Source organism: Halorubrum sp. CGM4_25_10-8A, from assembly GCF_005435025.1.
GTDB lineage: Archaea > Halobacteriota > Halobacteria > Halobacteriales > Haloferacaceae > Halorubrum > Halorubrum ezzemoulense.
Genome location: NZ_SGTX01000013.1, coordinates 20,120 through 38,438, shown reverse-complemented (window position 1 = coordinate 38,438; position 18,319 = coordinate 20,120). Strand labels below are relative to the sequence as shown.

The following is an 18,319-nucleotide window of genomic DNA, read 5'->3' as shown; positions in this document are numbered from 1 at the left end:
ATGTCGGTCGACGATCCCGAAGACCCCGACCGCCTCGAAGGTCCCGCGGTTACCCGGGTCGAAGTCCCCGTCGACACGCGCGCGCCGGGCGGGACCACGAACGCGTACCTGTTGGACGGCCTCCTCGCCGACCCCGCCGCCCGGACCGACGCGCTCGACGCGGCGCTCGCGGAGCGCGGATCGGTAGACGCGGACGCCCCGTCCGTCGAAGCGATCGCCGTCACCCACGCCCACCCGGACCACGTCGGCGCGGTCGCTGACTACGCCGCCCTGACGGACGCGACGGTCGTCGCCCGCGATGACCACGCGGACCGGTTCGCCGCGGCCGCCGGGGTCGAGCCGGACGAGACGGTCGCGCCGGGCGAGACGGTCGCCGACACCGCGGTCCGCGCGGTCGACACGCCGGGACACGCGCCGGACCACCTCGCGTTCGCGGCCGGCGGTCCGGGGACCGAGTCGGGGCGGTCGGTGCTGTGTTGCGGCGACCTCGCCGTCGCCGAGGGGAGCGTCGCGGTCGCCGCGCCCGAGGGCGACCTCGCCGCCTACCTCGCGAGCCTCGAACGCGTGCGCGACGCCGGCTACGACCGACTCCTCCCCGGACACGGCCCGCCGATAGACGACCCGCCGGCGGCCTGCGAGCGGCTGATAGATCACAGGCTGGACCGCGAGCGAGACGTGATCGCCGCGCTCGACGGCGGCGCGTCGGACCTCGACGCGGTCGTCGACGGCGCCTACGAGAAGGACCTCTCCGGCGTGCGGGACCTCGCGCTGGCGACGGTCGCCGCGCACGTCGAGAAGCTGGTCGCCGAGGGACGGGCCGACGAGGCGTGGCGCGCGCGGCTCGCGGACCGCGGGTTCGACTGACTCCGCGGCTCCCGCCGTCCACCGAACGCCCCTACGGCTCCGCTTCCAACTCCGCGACGACCTCGGACAGCGGCGTCTCCGTCACGTCGACGAAGCGGCCGCCGGCGGCGACGATCCCGCCGTCGGTCTCCGGGTCGTCGCCGACGTGGACGAGGCCGGTGGTGGCCGTTCCGAGCGCCTCCGCCGCGGCCTCGAACGCGGAGGGGTGCGGCTTCCGCCAGCCGCAGCCGACGCTCGTCGTGACCGCGTCGAACTCGCCCCGGAGCCCGGCCCGGATCAGCGTCCGCGGGACGAGCTCGGGGACGGCGCAGTTCGAGAGCAGCCCCACCGGGCCCCGGTCGGCCGCGCCCCGGACCGCGTCGAGCGCGCCGTCGCGCCGGGTCACGTCCGGGTCGAACGCCGCGATCACGGCGTGCCTGGCGACGTTCTGCTCCGCGTCGACGCCGCGGGAGTCCAGCGCCCGAGCGACGTGTGCGGGGAGAGGGACCTCCGCGCCGGCCGGCGCCTCGACGTGCTGCTCGCCGTACGCGACGTGCCAGTCGTCGGGGACCGTTACGCCGCGGGACTCCAGTTCGCGCGCGACCGTTTCCGCCGGGTCGGACGGGTACTCGACGTCGACGAGGGTCCCGAAGAGATCGAAGGTGACTGCCACGATACCATCGTTAGGGACAAACCCGGATTGAAGCTGTCGGTCGGGGGAACGCCTCTCGACGCCGACCGTTCGCGCCGCCGCCGTCAGAACAGCGAGCCGAAGTGGAGCGTGACGAGCCGGTAGAGTCCGGTCACCCACGCGCACAACCACAGGAGCATGAAGCCGGCGACGCCGGCGCGGAGCCGCTTCCGCCAGTGGCTCATGTCCTCGTGGAGCTCGTCGATGTCCACGCTGGGGTCCTCGTAGGCGTCGGCGTTCCGCTTCGCCTGGAAGATCCGCACGATCCCGGTGAGCGCGAACGCCAACAGGGCGTACGCCTGAACGCCGAAGAACGCGTGGAGGATCGCCATGCCGCTCACTTGGTCGAGGACGCGCGGGACCATCCACCCGGCTATCGGGACCGTCGTGAGCACCAGTCCGACGACGATGTACCGCAGGTGGCGCATCAGCACGTTCCACGACACGGTCTCTGCGTCGATCATGATCCAGGCGCCGTACAGGAGGAACGGGAGACTCGTCGTCACGGACATCCCGGCGAGGGCCGCGATGACCGACTCGTCGACCATACCGTCGATACGTGCTCCGGCGCGTAAAGCCCCCCGATCCGCGTCGGGCGCCCGCGGTCCCGCCCTCTCGCCGTCGGGGCGCGGACGAAAACAGTTAGCGTCAGGAGCACGTACCCCGGGGCGATGGAGGACACCTCGACGCGGTCGGAGCCGGAGTCGCCGTCGGAGGAGTCGGCCGACCCGCCCGACGACCCGGAAGCCCCCGACACGGAGCCCGCGGAAGACGGATCCCGGGCGACCGACGGGACTCCGGAAGCGGAGCCCGCGTCGACCGACGCCGACGGCGCTCCCGGAGACGAGGACGACATCGAGGCCCTCCGCGAGCGCGTCGAGTCCGAGTACGACTTCGACGACTTCGGCCCGTCGGACATGGCCCAGATGAGCGCCGAGGAGTGGGACGCCGCCTTCGACCCCGACACGTGGATCACCGGCGACCGGCTCCTCGACCGGGTCGACGCCGAGTTGAAGTCCCGGATCGCGACCCGCGACGTGTTCGGCGTTTTAGAGCGCGTCCGCGAGGACGGCGAGGAGCGCATCCTCGTCTACTCCGACGAGGGATACGCGATCATCCGCCCCACGGGCGAGGTACGCGGCGAGGGAACCGTGCTTCGGGACATCGAACCGGTCGTCGCCTTGGCGGCGATGGACTCGTACGAGGTGCCCGAGCCGCCGGAGGACTGGTCGCTCCCGCACCCCGACAGCGTTCCGGAGGGTTCGGGCGAGTTCGGCAACCTCGTGATACAGGCGGTCGCCGGGATTCAGGTGCTCGCCGGCGTGGCGCTCCTCGTCGCGACCGCCGCAACGGACCTCGACACGATCGTCGCGCCGGCGATGGGCATCGTGTTCCTGCTCGTCGGGGTGTTCCTGTTCGCGATGGTGGCGAACGCGCGGCTCTCGGACCGGTTCCGATCGGAGGAGTACCGCGACCGTCTGCGAGCGCTCCGCGAGGCGAAGGAGCGGCCCGAGTTCGTCCCGGTTGAGGACGGCGTCGTGACCGGCGAGGACGGCGCTACGACCGACCCCGACCGAGACGAGTAATCCGCCGATTTCGACGGTCTCAGGCCCTACAGACACCTCCGCGTCGGCGGTATCAGTCGGTGGGTTTAAGCGCACCCCGTCCTGAGTGAAACTGTATGAAAAGGCGGGACTTCGTGCGGACGGCCGGCGGCGCGACCGCCGCCGTCGCGGCCTCCGCCGGGGCGACCGGAACGGCGGCTGCACAGGAGGTACAGCCCGATTGGCCGAGCGGGGCGGCCAGCGGAAACGTGGGCTCGTACACCGACGCCCGCGGCCAAGACTCGGTGACCATCTCGGTCGGGGCCGGCAGCAACGGCCTCGCGTTCGACCCGACCCTCGTGTGGGTCGACGAGGGAACGACGATCACCTGGGAGTGGACGGGCAACGGCGGCGACCACAACGTCCAGGCGGTCGATGGCGGCGGCCCGGCCAGCTTCGACAGCGGTGACCCCGTCGGCGAGGAGGGGTACACCTACGAGTACGAGACGTCGAGCGAGGACGCCGGGATCACCCACTACCACTGCGTGCCCCACACCGCGGTCGGCATGCACGGCGGCATCGCCGTCGGCGAGGACGTCGCGACCGTCGAGGTCGGCGGCGGCGCGAACACCGGGTGGCCCGAGGACATCGCCAAGGTCGGCGTTCCGCTCCACGCCCACTGGGTCGGTATCTCCGCGATCCTCGGCATCGGGCTGACGTTCGTGTTCACGTTCTACATGCTCAAGTACGGCGAGTCCGCCCACACGGGTCACGGGGGTGCGAGATGAGCTCCGGCAACTCCTCGTACGGCGACATTCACCGGTACGAACCAGCCCGTGAGAGCACCGCCGCCGCGATCGCGATCGTCCTCCTCACCGTCATCGAGGTCGTGTTCGTCGCGCTTTTCACCTACGGGCTGATGTCCGCGTGGGCGTCGACGGAGGCCGGCAACATGTTCGTCGGGGCGCTTCTCGCCCTCATCTTTATTGATCTCGCGTTCATCCTACTCCTGTACCGGAAAGAGTTCCTTCCGGACGTGATGATCGTGAAGAAACGCCGTCGCAAGTGGGAGGACCTGTACGTCCGCGAGGAGGACAAGGACGGCAAAAGCATCGACACCGGCGGGCTGGCGGACACGCTGAAACGGGCTGTGTACCCGTACTACAAGAAGTGATTCGACAATGAGTCTGAAAAAACAAGACGACATGGACCACAACGCGTGGCTCAAGAGTCAGGACCTCACGGCCATCGAGACGGCGTTCCTGACCACGCTCATCTGGCTGGACAAGCGGCTTCGCATCGTCGACTACCTCGAACTGCTGGAGACGATGTACTACCGCGCGAACCTCCAGATGCCGAAGAGCCACACCGAGCAGTACGACCTCGACAACAAGTTCTGGTACTGGTACCCGCTGTACTCGCTCGGGTCCCTCTCTATCATCGCATACCTGCTCGCGGCGGTCTCCGGCGCGCTGCTCGGGTTCTATTACGCACCGTCGACCGCCGGTGCGGCGGCGCAGGGCGACCCGACGGCGGCGTACGACTCGATGGTGATGATCATGACGGACGTCCAGTTCGGGTTCATGCTCCGGGCGATCCACCGCTGGGCGGCGCAGTTCATGGTGGCGGCGGTGTTCCTCCACATGCTGCGCGTCTACTTCACCGGCGCGTACAAGGAGCCGCGCGAGGTCAACTGGATCCTCGGCGTCGTGCTCATCGCCCTGACGCTGCTGTTCGGCTTCTCCGGGTACGTCCTCCCGTGGAAACAGCTGTCCTTCTGGGCGGCGCAGATCGGCGTCGAACTGGCGCTCGCGACCCCGATCGTGGGCGAGTGGGCGGCCCAGTTGCTGTTCGGCGGCTTCACCCTCGGACAGGCGACGCTCGTGAGAATGTACATCCTGCACGTGTTCGTGCTGCCGTTCGTGGTCACCGCGCTCATCGCGGTCCACGTGGGCATCGTCTGGGTGCAGGGCATCGCGGAACCGCACTAATCCAATGACCGACGACACCACTCCCATGACGGACGGAGGCACCGACGACGAGGCGCGGACCGACGGCGGCCCCCCGGCGACCGTCCCGCCAGACGACGAGACGCCGACCTGGTCGGAGCGCAAGGAGCGCAGCCAGGGGCTCGCACAGCTCACCTACCAGTACTTCGAGCGGTCCCGCCGCGAGGACGAGGACCTCCGCGCGGAGTCCACGTACGTCGAGCGCGACGTGCTCGGCTTCCCGACGTGGCCCCACGAGACGATCCGGAACCTCGCTATCACGTCGTTCTTCCTCGGGATCATGCTGCTCGTGGCGTCGATCCTTCCGGGGCACTTCGGGGACCCGGCGAACCCCGGATCGACGCCGGCGATCATCCTGCCCGACTGGTACCTCTACTGGTCGTTCGGACTGCTGAAACTCAGCCCGATCAACCCCGAACTCGCGGTGTTGGGCGGCAACATCGTCATGTCCAACGAGCTGTACGGGCTCGTGGCCCACGGCGCCATCTTCGGCGTCATCACGCTCGTCCCCTTCCTCAACAAGGGGAACGCGCGGCGTCCCGTCGAGGAGCCGGGCTGGGCGGCGCTCGGGATGACCGGCGTCGTGCTGGCGATCACGCTGGCGGTGCTCGCCATCCAGAACTTCTTCCCCGTCCCGCTCGAGCTGCTGTTCTCGCTCGTGTTCATGCTCCCCGTCGTCGCCGGCATCATCACCTACGCGGTGTTGAAGACGATGCGCGAGGGGTACATGTACGACCTCAACCGCCGGTACTTCATGCTCCGCCCGCCGAAGTAACCGGTCGAGCCCCGCCCGCTTCGCCCCCGTGACCGACGCGCGGTCGCGGTCCGGTCCAGCCGTTCAGACGCTCCGTATCACCCATGTCATCCTCAACAGACGGCGACTCCTCGCAGGCGTTCGACGAGACCGGCGATCCGATCGCGGCCGACGACGACGCCGAGCCCCGCACCGAGCCGACGGGCCCGCGAGAGGGCCCGAGCGGCCGAGAGATCGTCGTCCCGTTCCGGCTGTACAAGGCCGTCACCGTCTTCTCGACGCTCGCCGCGGTCGTCACCTACTTCGTCGGGTTCACCCTCATCGACGCCGCGACGCTCCAGATCAGCTTCGTCCGGACGACCATCGTCTATCTGCTCGACAACGCCGGACTCCTGCCCCCGGAAGACGTGCTGGTGGCGATACTGGCGATCACGGGCGTGGGATTCATTATCCTCGGAACCGCCGTGTACGTGCTCGGGACCCGGTTCCGCGGACAGGGGATGGGAAAGTCTCAAGACGACCCCAGCGAAACATGAGATAATGGCAGACGAGTTCATGAAGGGCTTCGCCCTGTTCGCGATCGGCGGTCTCGGCTGGATCACCTTCGGCGGCTGGTACCGGACGCCGTCGTACTACCAGGTGTCGCAGCTCGTGAACCCGGCGGAGGGCGTGAACACGGCGTACGGCGAGATCGGCGTGTTCGCGGGCGACATGTTCTTCTGGCTGATGGTGCTCGGTGCGGCGACGTTCTGGGTGCTCATCCCGGCCAGCCGCCAGCTTCGTGACGCTCTCAACGGCGGCGACGAAGACGCCGCCGCGAACTGAACGCGAAACGCTCGTCTCGTTTCTCCGCTCTTCCTCGCGCCGTTCACCGGCGACGCGACGGCGACCGCCGGCGAACCGAGGGATTTTCACCGCCGCTCGTCCCACCCACGGCCATGAGTGAGCCGACGCGCCCCTTCGCGGTTCTCGGCGAGGGCGACCCGGCGGCGGCGATCCGATCGGCGGCGACCGACGCGGGCGCCCCGCTCGTCGACCGCGCCGAGGCAGACGTGGTCGTCGCCGTCGGCGAGGCCGCGCTCCGCGAGGCGATGCGCGCGGCCGCGAGTACGGACACGCGCGGCCACCCGATCCTCCCGGTCGGAACGGGCCGTCACGCGGTCGACCCGAGTCTCGTGACCGACCTCGTCGTCGACGGGCCGGCTCCCGAGTTCGACGTGTTCTCCCGCGTCGCTCATCCGGTCGTCGCGGTCGAACGGCCGGATAGTCGCCGCCGGTTCGCGGCCGCCGACGTCGCGTTCGTGACGGCGGCGCCGGCCCGGATATCCGAGTACGAGATCGCGTTCTCCGACGGCGAGTCGGCGTCGGTGCGCGCGGACGGCGCCGTGGTCGCGACGCCGCTCGGGAGTGAGGGGTATGCGGCGGCGGCCGGCGGGCCGCTGGTATCGCCCGGGGCGGGTCTCGCGGTCGTCCCCGTCTCGCCGTTCACGACCGCTCCCGACACGTGGGTCGCGAGCGGCCGCCTCGGGGTCACCGTCGAGCGCGAGGAGGAGTCGGTCGCGCTGGTCGTTGACGGGGACCGCTGGGGGACTGTCGAGCCACATCGCGCGGTCAAGATCGAGGCCGCGACGACGGTCGATCTCCTCGCTCCGACGGCGGAGCAGGGGTGATCCCTCCCCCGGTGGCGGCGACGGCTCGTTCCGATCGCAGCGACGGACGGCTCGTTCCGATCGCAGCGACGGACGGCTTGTTCCGATCGCAGCGACGCCGCCCCTCCCCGCGGGCGCGCCGATCGGAAACACTCTAATACGTCGTGAACGGAAGTGGTGGATATGGACCCACTGCAGTTCCTCGTTCCCCTCGGCTGGCTGTCGGCCGTCGGGCCGGCGCTGCCGTACGCGATCTTCGTGATGACAGTCGCGAACCTCGCCACGCGGCACCTCGCGCACAGGCGGCACGTCGAACAGGGACAGGAGGCGGACAGCGTGGAGGCGTACACGCCGCACGTGTTCACTAACGTCGGGCTTGTCCTCCTCTCGTTCGTCTACATCCTCGGTTCGCCGGTGAGAGGGACGATCCTCTCCGTGCTCGTCCTCGCGATGTTCGTCGCCGACTTCTTTGAGCTGGAGGCCCGCAACGTCGAGGCCCGGAACGACATGACGATCGAGGCGCCGAAGAGCTCGATCGCCGCCTCGCTCGTCGTGTTGGTGTGGTCGTCGTACTTCGCGCTGTTCTTCCTCGTCGAAGGGATCTGGAACCAGTTCGTCGTCGCCTGACGAACCGCGGACCGCCGCTTTCTCGCTCGCCTCGCGTCAGAACGGCCAGTCGCCGGTGAGCTTCATCCCCGTCGCCTTCCCCTCGGCTTCGAGCGCCGCCGCGATCTCGTCGGTGTTGCGGCGGGGAACCGACGCGTCCGCCTCGGCGAGCTCGACGACCAGCTCGGTCAGGAGGATCGCCTGCTCGCGGAGGTTTCGCGACTCCAGCTTATCCAGCGTGTCGGCGTGGGTGTGGCCCCAGCCGCGGCCGCGCCCCTCGGTCTCGCCCGAGACCATGTACCCGGGGATCCCCCGCTTCACGAACGGCCAGTGGTCGCTGTGGGGGACCAGCTCGCTCCCCGTCGCGATCGGGTGGTCGAAGCGGTCGCTCACACGGTCGGCGGCCGCCGCCAGCGCGTCGAAGTCGTGGTGGTCGAGCCGCAGCGTCCGACCGAACACGTTGCTGTCGACGTTGACGACCGCGCGGACCGCCTCCCTGTCGGCCGCCTCGGCGGCCACGGACGAGCCGACGAGCCCGACCTCCTCGGCGCCGAACGCGGCGAACCGGACCCGCACGTCGAGCTCGCCCTCGCGCGCAGCGAGCGCCCGCGCGACCTCGACGATCGTCGCCGTCCCCGCCCCGTTGTCCATCGCGCCCTCCGCGATGTCGTGGGCGTCGACGTGCGAGGAGACGAGCAGGTGTTCGTCGGTGTCGGGGCCGAGTTCGGCGACCGCGTTGCCGCTCGTCGCCGTCGGCGTCTCGCAGTCGACCGCGACGGTCAGGTCGTCGCCCTCGCGTCGCCGCGCCAGCCGGGCGCCGGCCTCCTTCGAGACGCCGACCGCCGGGATCGCCCCCACGGGCGCCTCCGCGGTCCCGACACTCCCGGTCGGCGGGAGGGTCCCCTCGACGTGGTTGGCGAAGACGAAGGCGGCGGCGCCGGCGTCGACCGCGCGGTAGTACTTCTCCCGGCGATGGATGAATCGGTCGACGGCGTCGGGGGTGTCCGACGACACCATCACGACCTTCCCCTCGAGGTCGGCCTCGAAGTCCGCTGGAACGCCGTGACCGAGGTCGACGAACTCCCCGGTCACCTCGGCGCTCGGGCTGCGCGGTAGCGCGATACAGGCGTTCGGGCCGACGGCGACCGGCTCGTCCGTCGCGGCCTCGCGGACCGCGCTGTCGCCGCGCTCCCAGCCCTGTATCTCGAACTCCTCGACCGCGGCGTTCCGCGCGCCGGCCGCGGCGAACGCGTCGCGGGTCAGCTCAAGCGCCTCGCGCTCGCCCGCCGAGCCGGCCATGCGGTCGCCGACGTCGACGAGGTCGAGGAGGTGGTTCCAGCCCGCGTCGCTCGTGAACGTCTCGCCGATCCAGTCGGTCATGGGTGTGGGTGTCGCGGCCGCCGGTCAAGCGTTTCGGTGGCGGCGGGGGCGGCCGGGATCCCCCGGCGAGACGCCGGGGCCGAGGGGGAGGAGTTAAACCGGGACGGCCGGCAGGAGGACCGTCGCGGCCTCGGCGGCCGCGAACGTCGAGTCGTACAGGTGGTTCAAGAGGAGGTAGGTGACGACCCCGAGCGCGAGCGAGAGGATCCACGCGCTCGCGGCGATCCGACCGACGCGCCGGTGTGGCGTCTCCGTCCGGAGCTCCTGTTCTGTGTGGGTGAGCCCGAGGACGATCGCGTAGAGGACGACGGGGACCGAGACCACGGAGAGAATGATGTGGATCGCGAGCATGATCAGGTACGCGGGGTACACCCAGTCCCACAGCGGGACCCACGCGTACGACGAGTCGAGGACGAACTCCTTGGTGCCGCCCCCGGCGACCTTCGGGAGGTACATCCCGAGGAACAGGAGGATGAGGACGAACGACGTCGTCATCGCCGCCGCGTGCTTTTTCACCTCGTCGTTCCGGATCCAGTACCAGCCGAGCGAGAGGGAGATCACGGTGACCGTGTTGACGGCCGCGATGGCGTGCGCAAGCAGATTGACCGTTTCCTGCGTGAGCGTCGGGAACAGCGCTTGGAACTCCGGAACGAGGAACACGCCCCCCACGGCGCCGTAGCCGACGACGGTGAGGAGGACGGTTATCGCGGTGGCCCGCTCTTTGGCCCGGTCGCGAACGCTGGCGGTGGACATATCAGGTGTACTCCCGGGAGCGTTATTGGCCTTTCGAGGTCGGAATCGAGAGCCGGAGATCGGGGACGACGCGGGGCTGTTCCGCGGGAGTGACGCGGGGCCGTTCTTCGGGGGCGACGCGGGGCCGTCCGGCGGCGTCGCTCGCCGCGCGCCGAACCGGGATCACTCCTCGATGACGCCGGTCGCGGTCGCGACCCCTATCGCCGCCTCCTCGTTGATCCCGCCCTGGAGGATGGTGTAGCGGTCGCGGATCTCGTGGGCGCTCGTGAGCGCGGCGATGAGCTCCGCGTCGTCGATCCCCAGCTCGCCCGCGGTCGTCGGGGCGTCGAGCTCGGCGAGCGCGTCGCGGATCGCCGCCCACCGCCCGTTCTCGCCGCTGTGGAGGAACTCCGTCATGATCGACGCCACGCCGACCTGGTGGCCGTGGAGCGCCTTACCGGGCGCGATGCGGTCGAGCTGGTGGGAGATGAGGTGTTCCGCGCCCGAGGCGGGCCGCGAGGAGCCGGCGATCGACATCGCGACCCCGGAGGAGACGAGCGCCTTCACCACGACCCACGCCGACTCCTCTAGGCCCGGCCGGATCATGTCGGCGTTCTCGACGAGCAGCTCCGCGGTCATCTCCGAGAGCGCGCCCGCGTACTCGCTGTACTCGACGTTCCGCAGGCGGCGGGCGAGCCGCCAGTCCTTCACCGCGGTGTAGTTGGAGATGATGTCCGCACAACCCGCGGTGGTGAGCCGCCACGGGGCGTCCGCGAGCAGCGTCGTGTCCGCCACGACGGCGAGCGGCGGGTCGGCGGCGACCGAGTGACGCGTGTCGCCCTCTGGGATCGACGAGCGCCCCGAGACGATACCGTCGTGGGAGGCGACCGTCGGGACGGAGACGAAGCCGACGTCGAGGTGGTCGGCTGCCATCTTCGCGATGTCGATCGGCTTGCCGCCGCCGAGCGCGATGAGGTAGCCCGGGTCGACCGCCTCCGCGGTCTCCTTCAGGTCCTCGACGGCCGCGAAGGAGGCGTTCTCCACGACCGCGGTCGCGGGGTCGTCGAACTGGGCTCTGACGCGGTCGCCGGCGATCTCGTTCGGCGTCGGGCTCGTCACGATCAGCGGCCGCCCGGTGAGATAGAGCTCGCCGACCGCCTCCCCGAGGTCGTCGAGGACGTCGTGTCCCACGAGGACGTTCCGCGGGAGCTTGATCCACGTCGTCTTCTCGAACATACGGGACGGTCGCGCCGACGGGTCAAAGCCGTTGTCCATGTACGGCGGGCGCGACCGCCGCGGAGCGGCCGACGGGCGACGGCCGCCCCGGTTACGCCCCAAGCGCGGCCAGCGTCGTCGCCGCGTCGTAGAGGAAGTAGACGCCGAAGCCGGCGAGCACGAACGCCGACGCGACGGCGACGATCGGGGCGAACGCCTCGATCCTGCGCTCCGCGGCGACGAGTCCCGTGGGGAAGCCGAGGACCCAGACCAGCACGCCGAGGAAGAACCCGCCGATGAGCGCGGGCGAGCCGGTGGCGACCACGAGCGTCCCGGCGAGGTCGGCTCCGACCACCGGGAGCCGGGACAACACGTCGAGTTCGCCCGGCTGAAGCAGGCCGACGCCGATCGTCAGCCAGAACAGCACCTGGTACGGGTTCGTCAGGGCGAGCACCAGCGCCTTGCGGAACCCCTTCCCCTCGGCCGCGATCGGCTCCTCGCCGGAGGTCGGACGGAACGACGCCCGCGCGCCTTGGGCCGCGCCGACGGCGAAGTACAGCATAAGGACGCCGCCGACCGCGACCATGACGCCCTGTAACAGCGGGAACGACTCCACGACCGCGACGACGCCGACGTACGCGAGGACGAAGAAGATCGCGTCGGCGGTCGCCGCGCCGAGGCCGGCCCGGAAGCCGGCGAAGCGACCGCGGAGGACGGCCTCCTCGGCGATCACCGCGTTCATCGGACCGGGCGGCGCCGCGAGCGCCAGCCCGAAGACGACGCCCGCGCCGAGCGTGACGAGGGTACTCACACCGCTCGCAACGACCGGTCTCGTGAAAAATCCCGCGACAGCGACGCGGTCGGTAGTGGCCGCTTCCGGGCGCTGCGACCGAGATACGCACATCGGACGCCAGATCCGCACACGCCGGGCGGGGCCGGAAGCTACACGTCTTGGAGCTCCGCGTCCCGGAGCGCCTCGTTGAGGTCCTCGCGGACGCGCTCGCCGGTCTCGCGGTCCATCGCCGTGGTGACGATCCGGTTCTCCTGGACGCTGGAGCCGTCTCGCAGGAGTAGCCGGACGTTGCCGTTGGTCCCCGCGCGCGTCGCCTTCGCGCGGAGGCCGGTCCGCGACCCCGTCCCGCCGGCGTCGATGGGACCGGGAACGATCTTCTTCACGTGCGGGTGTTCCGCGACGGTCTGGACGGCCTTCCGCCCCTTGCGGTCGCCGATGAGCGTCGAGTGCGACCCGCCGATCTTCTCGCGCGGCGGGGTCTCGACCACCGCCAGCGACCGGTCGCCGCGACGGTCGAGCACCCACTCTACGAGGGGGCTCACGTCCGGCTTCCCGCCGTCGTCTGCGGGGTCGCTCGACGTTGTCCCGTCTCGGTCGCTCCCGCCGGCGCCGCCGTCGGGCACCCGGTAGAACTCGTGGTGGAGCTGCGCGCGCGTCTCGCGGAGCGGCTCGCGCTCGCCGGCGGCGTAGACGGTCTCCGGTCGCTTGCGTCGGATCTCGTCGGCGACGCGCCCCGCGAAGTTCCGCAGTTGGACCTCCGTCAGGCGCTCGGTGTCCTCCGGGCGCGTGGTGATCGTCGTCTCGCCGACGACGGCGTCCTCGTCCAACATCGTCAGGTGCGCGCGGTCGGCGTCGAACTCGGCGACGACCGCGTCGGCGTTGGCGGTGTTACAGGTCAAACAGTAGTCCCCCGGCTTCTCTAACGGGGTCCCACACCGCCGACAGTTCATACCGACAACACGGCCGTGGAAGGTAAAAGCGCGTCCGTTCGCCGCCGGTCTCGGGACCCGTTCGCCGCCGTACACCGTCGCGCCCACCGCTGATCCGGAGCGACAGCTTATAATCCTCCCCGGCCTCGGTACCGGACATGGACGGAGACCGACGCCGCGACGCCGAGACCGGCTCCGACGCGAGCGTCGGCGACGGGGAGTCCGGCGAAGAACTCGCCGGCACGCTGGGATCCGTCGAGGACAGACTCACGCAGCTGATCCGCGACGGCCGGCTCAACGCCCTCGTCGCGTGGGCGATGATCGCCGTCCTGGGCGGAGTCCTCGTCGAGAGCGCGCTCGACTACGACCTGCTGTCGGCGGCGATCGCGGTCGGACTCGGCGGCGTCTTGCTCGCGCCCACGGTCGCGGCTCGCGACTGGCGGACGATGCTCCCGGCCGAGCTGGTGGGCCTCGCGCTGCTCCCGGTCCTCGTGGGCGCGCTCCTCGGCGGCGAGTTAGGGACGTTCGCGGCGTACGTCGCCATCGCGGCGCTGGCGCTCGTGATCGCCGTCGACCTCCACATGTTCACGTCGCTGCGGCTCACCCACTGGTTCGCGGTCGCCTTCGTCGTGATGACGACGCTGGCGACGGCGGCGGTGTGGACGGTGCTGCGCTGGAACCTCGACCAGCGCGTCGGCACCGCGTACCTGACGACGAACGACGCGCTGATGACCGAGTACATGTACGTCACGCTGGCCGGGATCGCGGCCGGACTCCTCTTCGACGGCTACTTCCGCCGCCGGGGACGTCTCCTCCGTCGCGTCATCCGCCGGGTGGTGCGGCGATGACGCTGCTCCCTCGGCTGTCGCTCGCGTCGCAGCGTCGACTCACGGGCGCGATGCAGGTCCTGCTCGTCGGTATCGTCGCGTACGGCTTCCTCGCGGGCGAGCAGAAGGCAGTAAGCAACGGGGTCATTGCGCTCCTCGTCACGCTGGTCCCCGCGGCGCTCGAGCGCCGGTACGACCTCCCGCTCGACCCGTGGCTCGCCCTGTGGATCACGACGGCCGTGTTCCTCCACACGGTCGGCTCGGCCGGGTTCTACGCCCGCGTCGAGTGGTGGGACCACATGACGCACGCGCTGTCGGCCTCCCTGGTCGCCGCAGTCGGCTACACGACGCTCCGGGCGATCGACCTCCACAGCGACGGGATCCGGATCCCGTCGCGGTTCGCGTTCGTCTTCATCGTCCTCATCGTCCTCGCGTTCGGCGTGCTCTGGGAGCTGTTCGAGTTCGGCTTAGACATCGTCGCGACCGAGACCGGCATCGACATGCCGCTCGCGCAGCACGGGCTCGACGACACCGTGCTCGATCTCATGTACAACACCGCGGGCGCGGTGCTGGTCGGGCTGTTCGGACAGGCGCACCTCGCGGGCGTCGCGGAGCTGGTCCGGGACCGGATCTTCGGGAGCGCGACCGAGTAGCGCCGGACGCGAGCCGTAGTCGGACCGCTCAGTCCAGGCAGGCCGCGACGACCCGCAGCGCGGCCTCACCCCGGACCTCGTTCGCGAGCAGCGGCACCCGCTTCACGTCCCGGGCGCGGAACAGGTCCGTCGCCTGGCGGAGCGCGCTCTGCTGGACCTCCCACCGGCGGGCGCAGAACTCGCAGGTGTCGGGGTTGGGCTCGACCACCCAGTCGGGGTCGATCCCGGCCCCGTTCCCGCCGGTCACGTCGCCGACGCCCTCCATCACACGGTTGACGACGAGCGTGTTCACCGGGATTCCGAACTCGTCGAGCCGCGCGACGAGCCGCTCGGACTCGACGACGCTCATCTCCTCGGGGATCATCACGACGCGGAAGTCCGTCTTCGCGGGGTCGCGCAGGACCGCTCGGAGTCGCTCGATGCGTTCGCGGAGCTCCTCGAGGTCCGCCGAGGGGTCGGGGTCGTCGTCGCCGCCGCCGAACATCCCCTTGATCCCGTCCATCATCCCGGAGAAGCGCTGCCGGAGCTTCATCACGCGCCCGAGCATCGAGTCCATGATCTCCGGCAGCTGGAGCAGGCGGAGCGTGTGACCGGTCGGCGCGGTGTCGACGACGACGCGGTCGAACCGCGGGTCGTCGAGGTACTCCAGCAGCTGGCGCATCGCCGCCGCCTCGTCGGCGCCGGGCATCGTGCCGCCGAGGAGTCCGCCGAGCCCCTCGCCGTCCTCGCCCTCGGCGCCGCCCATCGGCCCCTCGCCGCCCATGCCGCCCATCGCGTCGCCCATCTCGCCGAGCCCGCCGAGCGGGTCGCCGTCCGCCCCGAACATCCCCTCGTCGACCGCGGCGTCGGGGTCGATCTCGGCGGCGTACAGGGGCACGTCCTCGCGGATGCGCGCCGGCTCGGCGGGGATCTCGGTCTCGTAGGTGTCCGACAGCGAGTGCGCGGGGTCGGTCGAGACGACGAGCGTCCGGACGCCGCCCGCGGCCGAGGCGAGCCCCGTCGCGGCCGCCATCGTCGTCTTTCCGACGCCGCCCTTCCCGCCGTACAGCACGTAGTCGGGCGCGTCGACGCCCGCGGGCAGGTCGGCGAGCTCCTCGTCGACGGTCAGCTCCTCGTCCGTCTCCGCGGGCTCGACCGCGGTGTCGTCGTCGGCCTCGTCGACCCGGTCGACGGGCTCGACGTCGATGTCGTCCATACGCGTGTGTCGGTCCGGTGGGCTTGTGTAGCCGTCGGTCCGGATTCGGCGGCGACCGTCGCGCTTCGAGCGGTGACCGGATGACGCCGCGACCGCGGTCAGCCGAGTCGCTTCATCGAGATCAGCGCGGTCGGAATCATTATCGGGATCGTGAGAATGGCCCCAGTGATCACGACGAACGGCGCGACCCCGCCGACCGGGTACGCGAGCAGGTCGACGGCAAGCAGGTTGACCGTGGTCACAGTCACCGTGTACGCGATCACGGTGAGCACCACGATCGCCGAGAACACGACGCCGACGACGACCGCCGCGTTCGGTCCGTCCGCCGCTCCGTTCGACGCCGGATCACCGCTCATCTGCTGTCTGCCACCATATACTATTGTGTGTATTGCGAACGGCTATAACTATTCCCTTCCCCGCGCGTCCCCGCGCTCGACGGTCGCCCCGAGGTCGGCCATCGCGTCGAAGAAGCCGGGGAAGGAGACATCGACGTGTTCGGCGCCGCGGACGGTCGTCGTCCCCTCGGCCGCCAGCGCGGCGACGGACAGCGCCATCACGATCCGGTGGTCGGCTCGGCCGTCGACGGTCGCCCCGACGAGATCGCTTTCGCCTCCGTGAATCGTGAGTACGTCCCGCCCTTCGGTCGTCTCGGCGCCGAGCTTTTCGAGTTCCTCAGCCATCGCGGACACCCGGTCGGTCTCCTTGTAGCGGACGTGCTCGCAGTTCTCGATCCGCGTCTCCCCGTCCGCGACCGCGCCGAGCGCGGCGATCGTCGGGAGCAGGTCGGGCGTTCCCCCCACGTCGACGGTGACGCCGGAGAGATCGCCGCGCTCGACCGCGATCGCGCCGGCCTCGCGGTCCCAGTCGACGGGCGCGCCCATGCGCTCGACGATCTCGACGATCGCGGCGTCGCCCTGCGCGCTCGGCCGGGCGCCCTCGATCCGGAGCGGCTCGCCGGGCGCGGCCGCGACCGCGCCCGCGCCGAGGAGGTACGAGATAGAGGAGAAGTCGCCGGGGACCGCGTACGTCTCGTCGCTTGGCGCGTACGTCTGTCCGCCCGGGACCGAGAACCCCGTGGCGCCCGCGGCACCGTCGAGCGGATCGCCGTCCTCGTCGACCGGGGTCGCCTCGACGCCGAAGTCGGCGAGCAGTTCGAGCGTGATGTCGACGTACGGCGCCGACTTGAGGTCGGTCGTGAGCTCTACCTCGATTCCCTCCTCGGTGACGGCGCCCGCCATCAGCAGCGCGGTGACGTACTGCGAGGAGACGTCGCCGGGGATGGCGACCTCGCCGCCGGCGAGCGGGCCGGTCACGACGAGCGGGGCCTGCCCGTTCGACCGCGTCGACTCCGCGCGGACGTCGAGGTCGGCGAGCGCGTCGAGGAGCGGACCCTGCGGGCGCGAGCGGAGCGACTCGTCCCCGGTGAGGACGGTGGTGCCGTCCGCGAGCGCGGCCGCGGCGGTGACCAGCCGCATCGTCGTCCCAGAGTTCGCGCAGTCGATCACGTCGTCGGGGACGGCGGTGCGGCCGCCGAACCCCTCGACCGAGAGCGCGTCGGCGCCCGTCAGGCCGGGCTCGCCTTCGGCGGTCGAACTCCCGTCTCCGGCGCGCGCGACCGAACCGCCGAACGCCGCGACGGCGCGGGCGGTCGCTCGCGTGTCCGCGGACACCAGCGGCGACTCGACGGTCGCGCCGTCGCTGTAGCCGGCGGCGAGCAGCGCGCGGTGGGTGTAGCTCTTCGACGGCGGCGCGCGGGCGGTCCCTCGCAGGGTCGAGCGCGTGACGTGGACGTCCATACCAGTCCTGCCGGCCGCGGCGACAAGTCGGTACCGACAGCGGCACGATTGCGGTCGGGACCTCGCCGGCGTGACCCGCGCCCGGCGCCGCGGCACACCCTTTATACCATCGGGAGCGCTAGCGTCGCGTATGCCCCAGTGTGAGATGTGCGGCGCCGAGGAGGCCTCGCTGACGACGACGAAGGTCGAAGGCGCCGAGCTGGAGCTCTGTAGCTCGTGTACGGACTTCGGCACCGAGGTCCGCGACGAGTCGACGAGCTCCGGCGGCGGCAAGTACTCCACCAGCTCCAGCACCGGGAAGTCGTCTTCGTCGTCCGGATCGTCCGGCTCCGGCGGCTCGTCGGGGAGCTCGACTCGCCCCCGCGACATGTTCGACGACATGGACGAGATCGCCACCGACTACGACGAGCTGATCCGCGATGCGCGGGAGTCGCGCGGGCTGAGCCAGGAGGAGCTGGCCGACCAGCTCAACGAGAAGGCGAGCCTCATCCGCAAGCTCGAACGCGCCGACACGCTCCCGACCGACGAGGTCCAGCGCAAGCTCGAGCGCGCGCTCGACATCTCGCTGGTCGAGGGGCAGTCGACCGACGACGCCGACTGGGAGACGGACGACGCCGGCACGATGACGCTCGGCGACGTCGTCAAGCGGAAGGACTGAGCCGCGACGACGCTCCGGCCCCGCCGTACTCGTTATTCCCGGCCC

At 70.6% G+C, this 18,319-nt stretch carries 23 protein-coding genes; 13 read left to right on the top strand and 10 right to left on the bottom strand.

Annotation, left to right across the window (positions count from 1 at the left end):
• The gene (locus tag EXE52_RS13370) at positions 1-864 is read left to right on the top strand and encodes an MBL fold metallo-hydrolase (RefSeq protein WP_089307920.1); all 864 of its coding nucleotides are present in this window, start codon (positions 1-3) and stop codon (positions 862-864) included.
• A gap of 31 nt (positions 865-895) precedes the next feature.
• Here EXE52_RS13370 and EXE52_RS13365 read toward each other — a convergent pair whose 3' ends face one another.
• Together EXE52_RS13365 and EXE52_RS13360 are read right to left on the bottom strand one after the other, a co-directional pair.
• Positions 896-1,516, bottom strand: a complete 621-nt coding sequence (locus tag EXE52_RS13365; RefSeq protein WP_049931300.1) for an HAD family hydrolase — start codon at positions 1,514-1,516, stop codon at positions 896-898.
• Between the two features lie 83 nt (positions 1,517-1,599).
• Positions 1,600-2,082: a hypothetical protein gene (locus EXE52_RS13360; RefSeq protein ID WP_049931299.1), complete on the bottom strand. Its 483-nt coding sequence runs from the start codon at positions 2,080-2,082 to the stop codon at positions 1,600-1,602.
• Positions 2,083-2,205: 123 nt separating this feature from the next.
• On the opposite strand from EXE52_RS13360, the gene EXE52_RS13355 reads away from it, so the two are divergent.
• The 9 genes from EXE52_RS13355 to EXE52_RS13315 all read left to right on the top strand — a co-directional run bounded on the left by EXE52_RS13355 (position 2,206) and on the right by EXE52_RS13315 (position 8,117).
• A complete protein-coding gene (locus EXE52_RS13355; RefSeq protein WP_089307919.1) occupies positions 2,206-3,120 on the top strand; it encodes a hypothetical protein in 915 nt (304 codons plus the stop codon).
• A 95-nt stretch (positions 3,121-3,215) separates the two neighbouring features.
• A complete protein-coding gene (locus tag EXE52_RS13350; RefSeq protein ID WP_049931297.1) occupies positions 3,216-3,866 on the top strand; it encodes a halocyanin domain-containing protein in 651 nt (216 codons plus the stop codon).
• Positions 3,863-4,252, top strand: coding sequence for a hypothetical protein (locus EXE52_RS13345; protein WP_049931296.1), 390 nt, complete (start codon positions 3,863-3,865; stop codon positions 4,250-4,252). The genes EXE52_RS13350 and EXE52_RS13345 overlap by 4 nt, the downstream gene beginning before the upstream one ends.
• A gap of 7 nt (positions 4,253-4,259) precedes the next feature.
• Positions 4,260-5,069 (top strand): cytochrome bc complex cytochrome b subunit, encoded by an 810-nt coding sequence (locus EXE52_RS13340; RefSeq protein WP_049931295.1) that lies wholly within the window; start codon positions 4,260-4,262, stop codon positions 5,067-5,069.
• A 4-nt stretch (positions 5,070-5,073) separates the two neighbouring features.
• A complete protein-coding gene (locus EXE52_RS13335; protein WP_049931294.1) occupies positions 5,074-5,862 on the top strand; it encodes a cytochrome b in 789 nt (262 codons plus the stop codon).
• A gap of 83 nt (positions 5,863-5,945) precedes the next feature.
• Positions 5,946-6,377 carry a hypothetical protein gene (locus EXE52_RS13330; RefSeq protein ID WP_049931292.1) on the top strand — a complete coding sequence of 144 codons (432 nt, stop codon included), beginning with the start codon at positions 5,946-5,948 and terminating at the stop codon, positions 6,375-6,377.
• A gap of 4 nt (positions 6,378-6,381) precedes the next feature.
• Positions 6,382-6,666, top strand: coding sequence for a hypothetical protein (locus tag EXE52_RS13325; protein WP_049931291.1), 285 nt, complete (start codon positions 6,382-6,384; stop codon positions 6,664-6,666).
• A 113-nt stretch (positions 6,667-6,779) separates the two neighbouring features.
• The gene (locus tag EXE52_RS13320; RefSeq protein WP_089307918.1) at positions 6,780-7,511 is read left to right on the top strand and encodes an NAD(+)/NADH kinase; all 732 of its coding nucleotides are present in this window, start codon (positions 6,780-6,782) and stop codon (positions 7,509-7,511) included.
• A 162-nt stretch (positions 7,512-7,673) separates the two neighbouring features.
• On the top strand, positions 7,674-8,117 hold the full coding sequence (locus tag EXE52_RS13315) for a hypothetical protein (RefSeq protein ID WP_049931289.1): 444 nt from the start codon (positions 7,674-7,676) through the stop codon (positions 8,115-8,117).
• A 36-nt stretch (positions 8,118-8,153) separates the two neighbouring features.
• Here EXE52_RS13315 and EXE52_RS13310 read toward each other — a convergent pair whose 3' ends face one another.
• From EXE52_RS13310 to EXE52_RS13290, 5 genes are all read right to left on the bottom strand, one after another.
• Positions 8,154-9,476: a M28 family peptidase gene (locus EXE52_RS13310; RefSeq protein WP_089307917.1), complete on the bottom strand. Its 1,323-nt coding sequence runs from the start codon at positions 9,474-9,476 to the stop codon at positions 8,154-8,156.
• 93 nt (positions 9,477-9,569) lie between these two features.
• Positions 9,570-10,229, bottom strand: coding sequence for a DUF420 domain-containing protein (locus EXE52_RS13305; protein ID WP_049931287.1), 660 nt, complete (start codon positions 10,227-10,229; stop codon positions 9,570-9,572).
• Positions 10,230-10,391: 162 nt separating this feature from the next.
• Positions 10,392-11,444 (bottom strand): NAD(P)-dependent glycerol-1-phosphate dehydrogenase, encoded by a 1,053-nt coding sequence (locus tag EXE52_RS13300; protein ID WP_049931286.1) that lies wholly within the window; start codon positions 11,442-11,444, stop codon positions 10,392-10,394.
• Between the two features lie 91 nt (positions 11,445-11,535).
• Positions 11,536-12,234 carry a LysE family translocator gene (locus EXE52_RS13295; protein WP_049931285.1) on the bottom strand — a complete coding sequence of 233 codons (699 nt, stop codon included), beginning with the start codon at positions 12,232-12,234 and terminating at the stop codon, positions 11,536-11,538.
• A gap of 131 nt (positions 12,235-12,365) precedes the next feature.
• Entirely contained in the window at positions 12,366-13,166 is an 801-nt protein-coding gene (locus EXE52_RS13290; RefSeq protein WP_089307916.1) for a DUF2103 domain-containing protein, read from the bottom strand.
• Between the two features lie 137 nt (positions 13,167-13,303).
• Between EXE52_RS13290 and EXE52_RS13285 the strand changes: the two genes are divergently transcribed.
• On the top strand, positions 13,304-13,993 hold the full coding sequence (locus EXE52_RS13285) for a hypothetical protein (protein ID WP_086219713.1): 690 nt from the start codon (positions 13,304-13,306) through the stop codon (positions 13,991-13,993).
• Positions 13,990-14,625 (top strand): hypothetical protein, encoded by a 636-nt coding sequence (locus EXE52_RS13280; RefSeq protein WP_089307915.1) that lies wholly within the window; start codon positions 13,990-13,992, stop codon positions 14,623-14,625. The genes EXE52_RS13285 and EXE52_RS13280 overlap by 4 nt, the downstream gene beginning before the upstream one ends.
• Positions 14,626-14,653: 28 nt before the next feature.
• Here EXE52_RS13280 and EXE52_RS13275 read toward each other — a convergent pair whose 3' ends face one another.
• From EXE52_RS13275 to aroA, 3 genes are all read right to left on the bottom strand, one after another.
• Positions 14,654-15,820, bottom strand: a complete 1,167-nt coding sequence (locus tag EXE52_RS13275; RefSeq protein ID WP_089307914.1) for a TRC40/GET3/ArsA family transport-energizing ATPase — start codon at positions 15,818-15,820, stop codon at positions 14,654-14,656.
• A gap of 98 nt (positions 15,821-15,918) precedes the next feature.
• Positions 15,919-16,176, bottom strand: coding sequence for a hypothetical protein (locus tag EXE52_RS13270; protein ID WP_049931278.1), 258 nt, complete (start codon positions 16,174-16,176; stop codon positions 15,919-15,921).
• Positions 16,177-16,224: 48 nt separating this feature from the next.
• Complete coding sequence (aroA, locus tag EXE52_RS13265; RefSeq protein WP_089307913.1) at positions 16,225-17,616, bottom strand: 3-phosphoshikimate 1-carboxyvinyltransferase; 1,392 nt, start codon at positions 17,614-17,616, stop codon at positions 16,225-16,227.
• Between the two features lie 130 nt (positions 17,617-17,746).
• On the opposite strand from aroA, the gene EXE52_RS13260 reads away from it, so the two are divergent.
• A complete protein-coding gene (locus tag EXE52_RS13260; protein ID WP_049931276.1) occupies positions 17,747-18,274 on the top strand; it encodes a multiprotein bridging factor aMBF1 in 528 nt (175 codons plus the stop codon).
• The last annotated feature ends 45 nt before the right edge of the window (positions 18,275-18,319 follow it).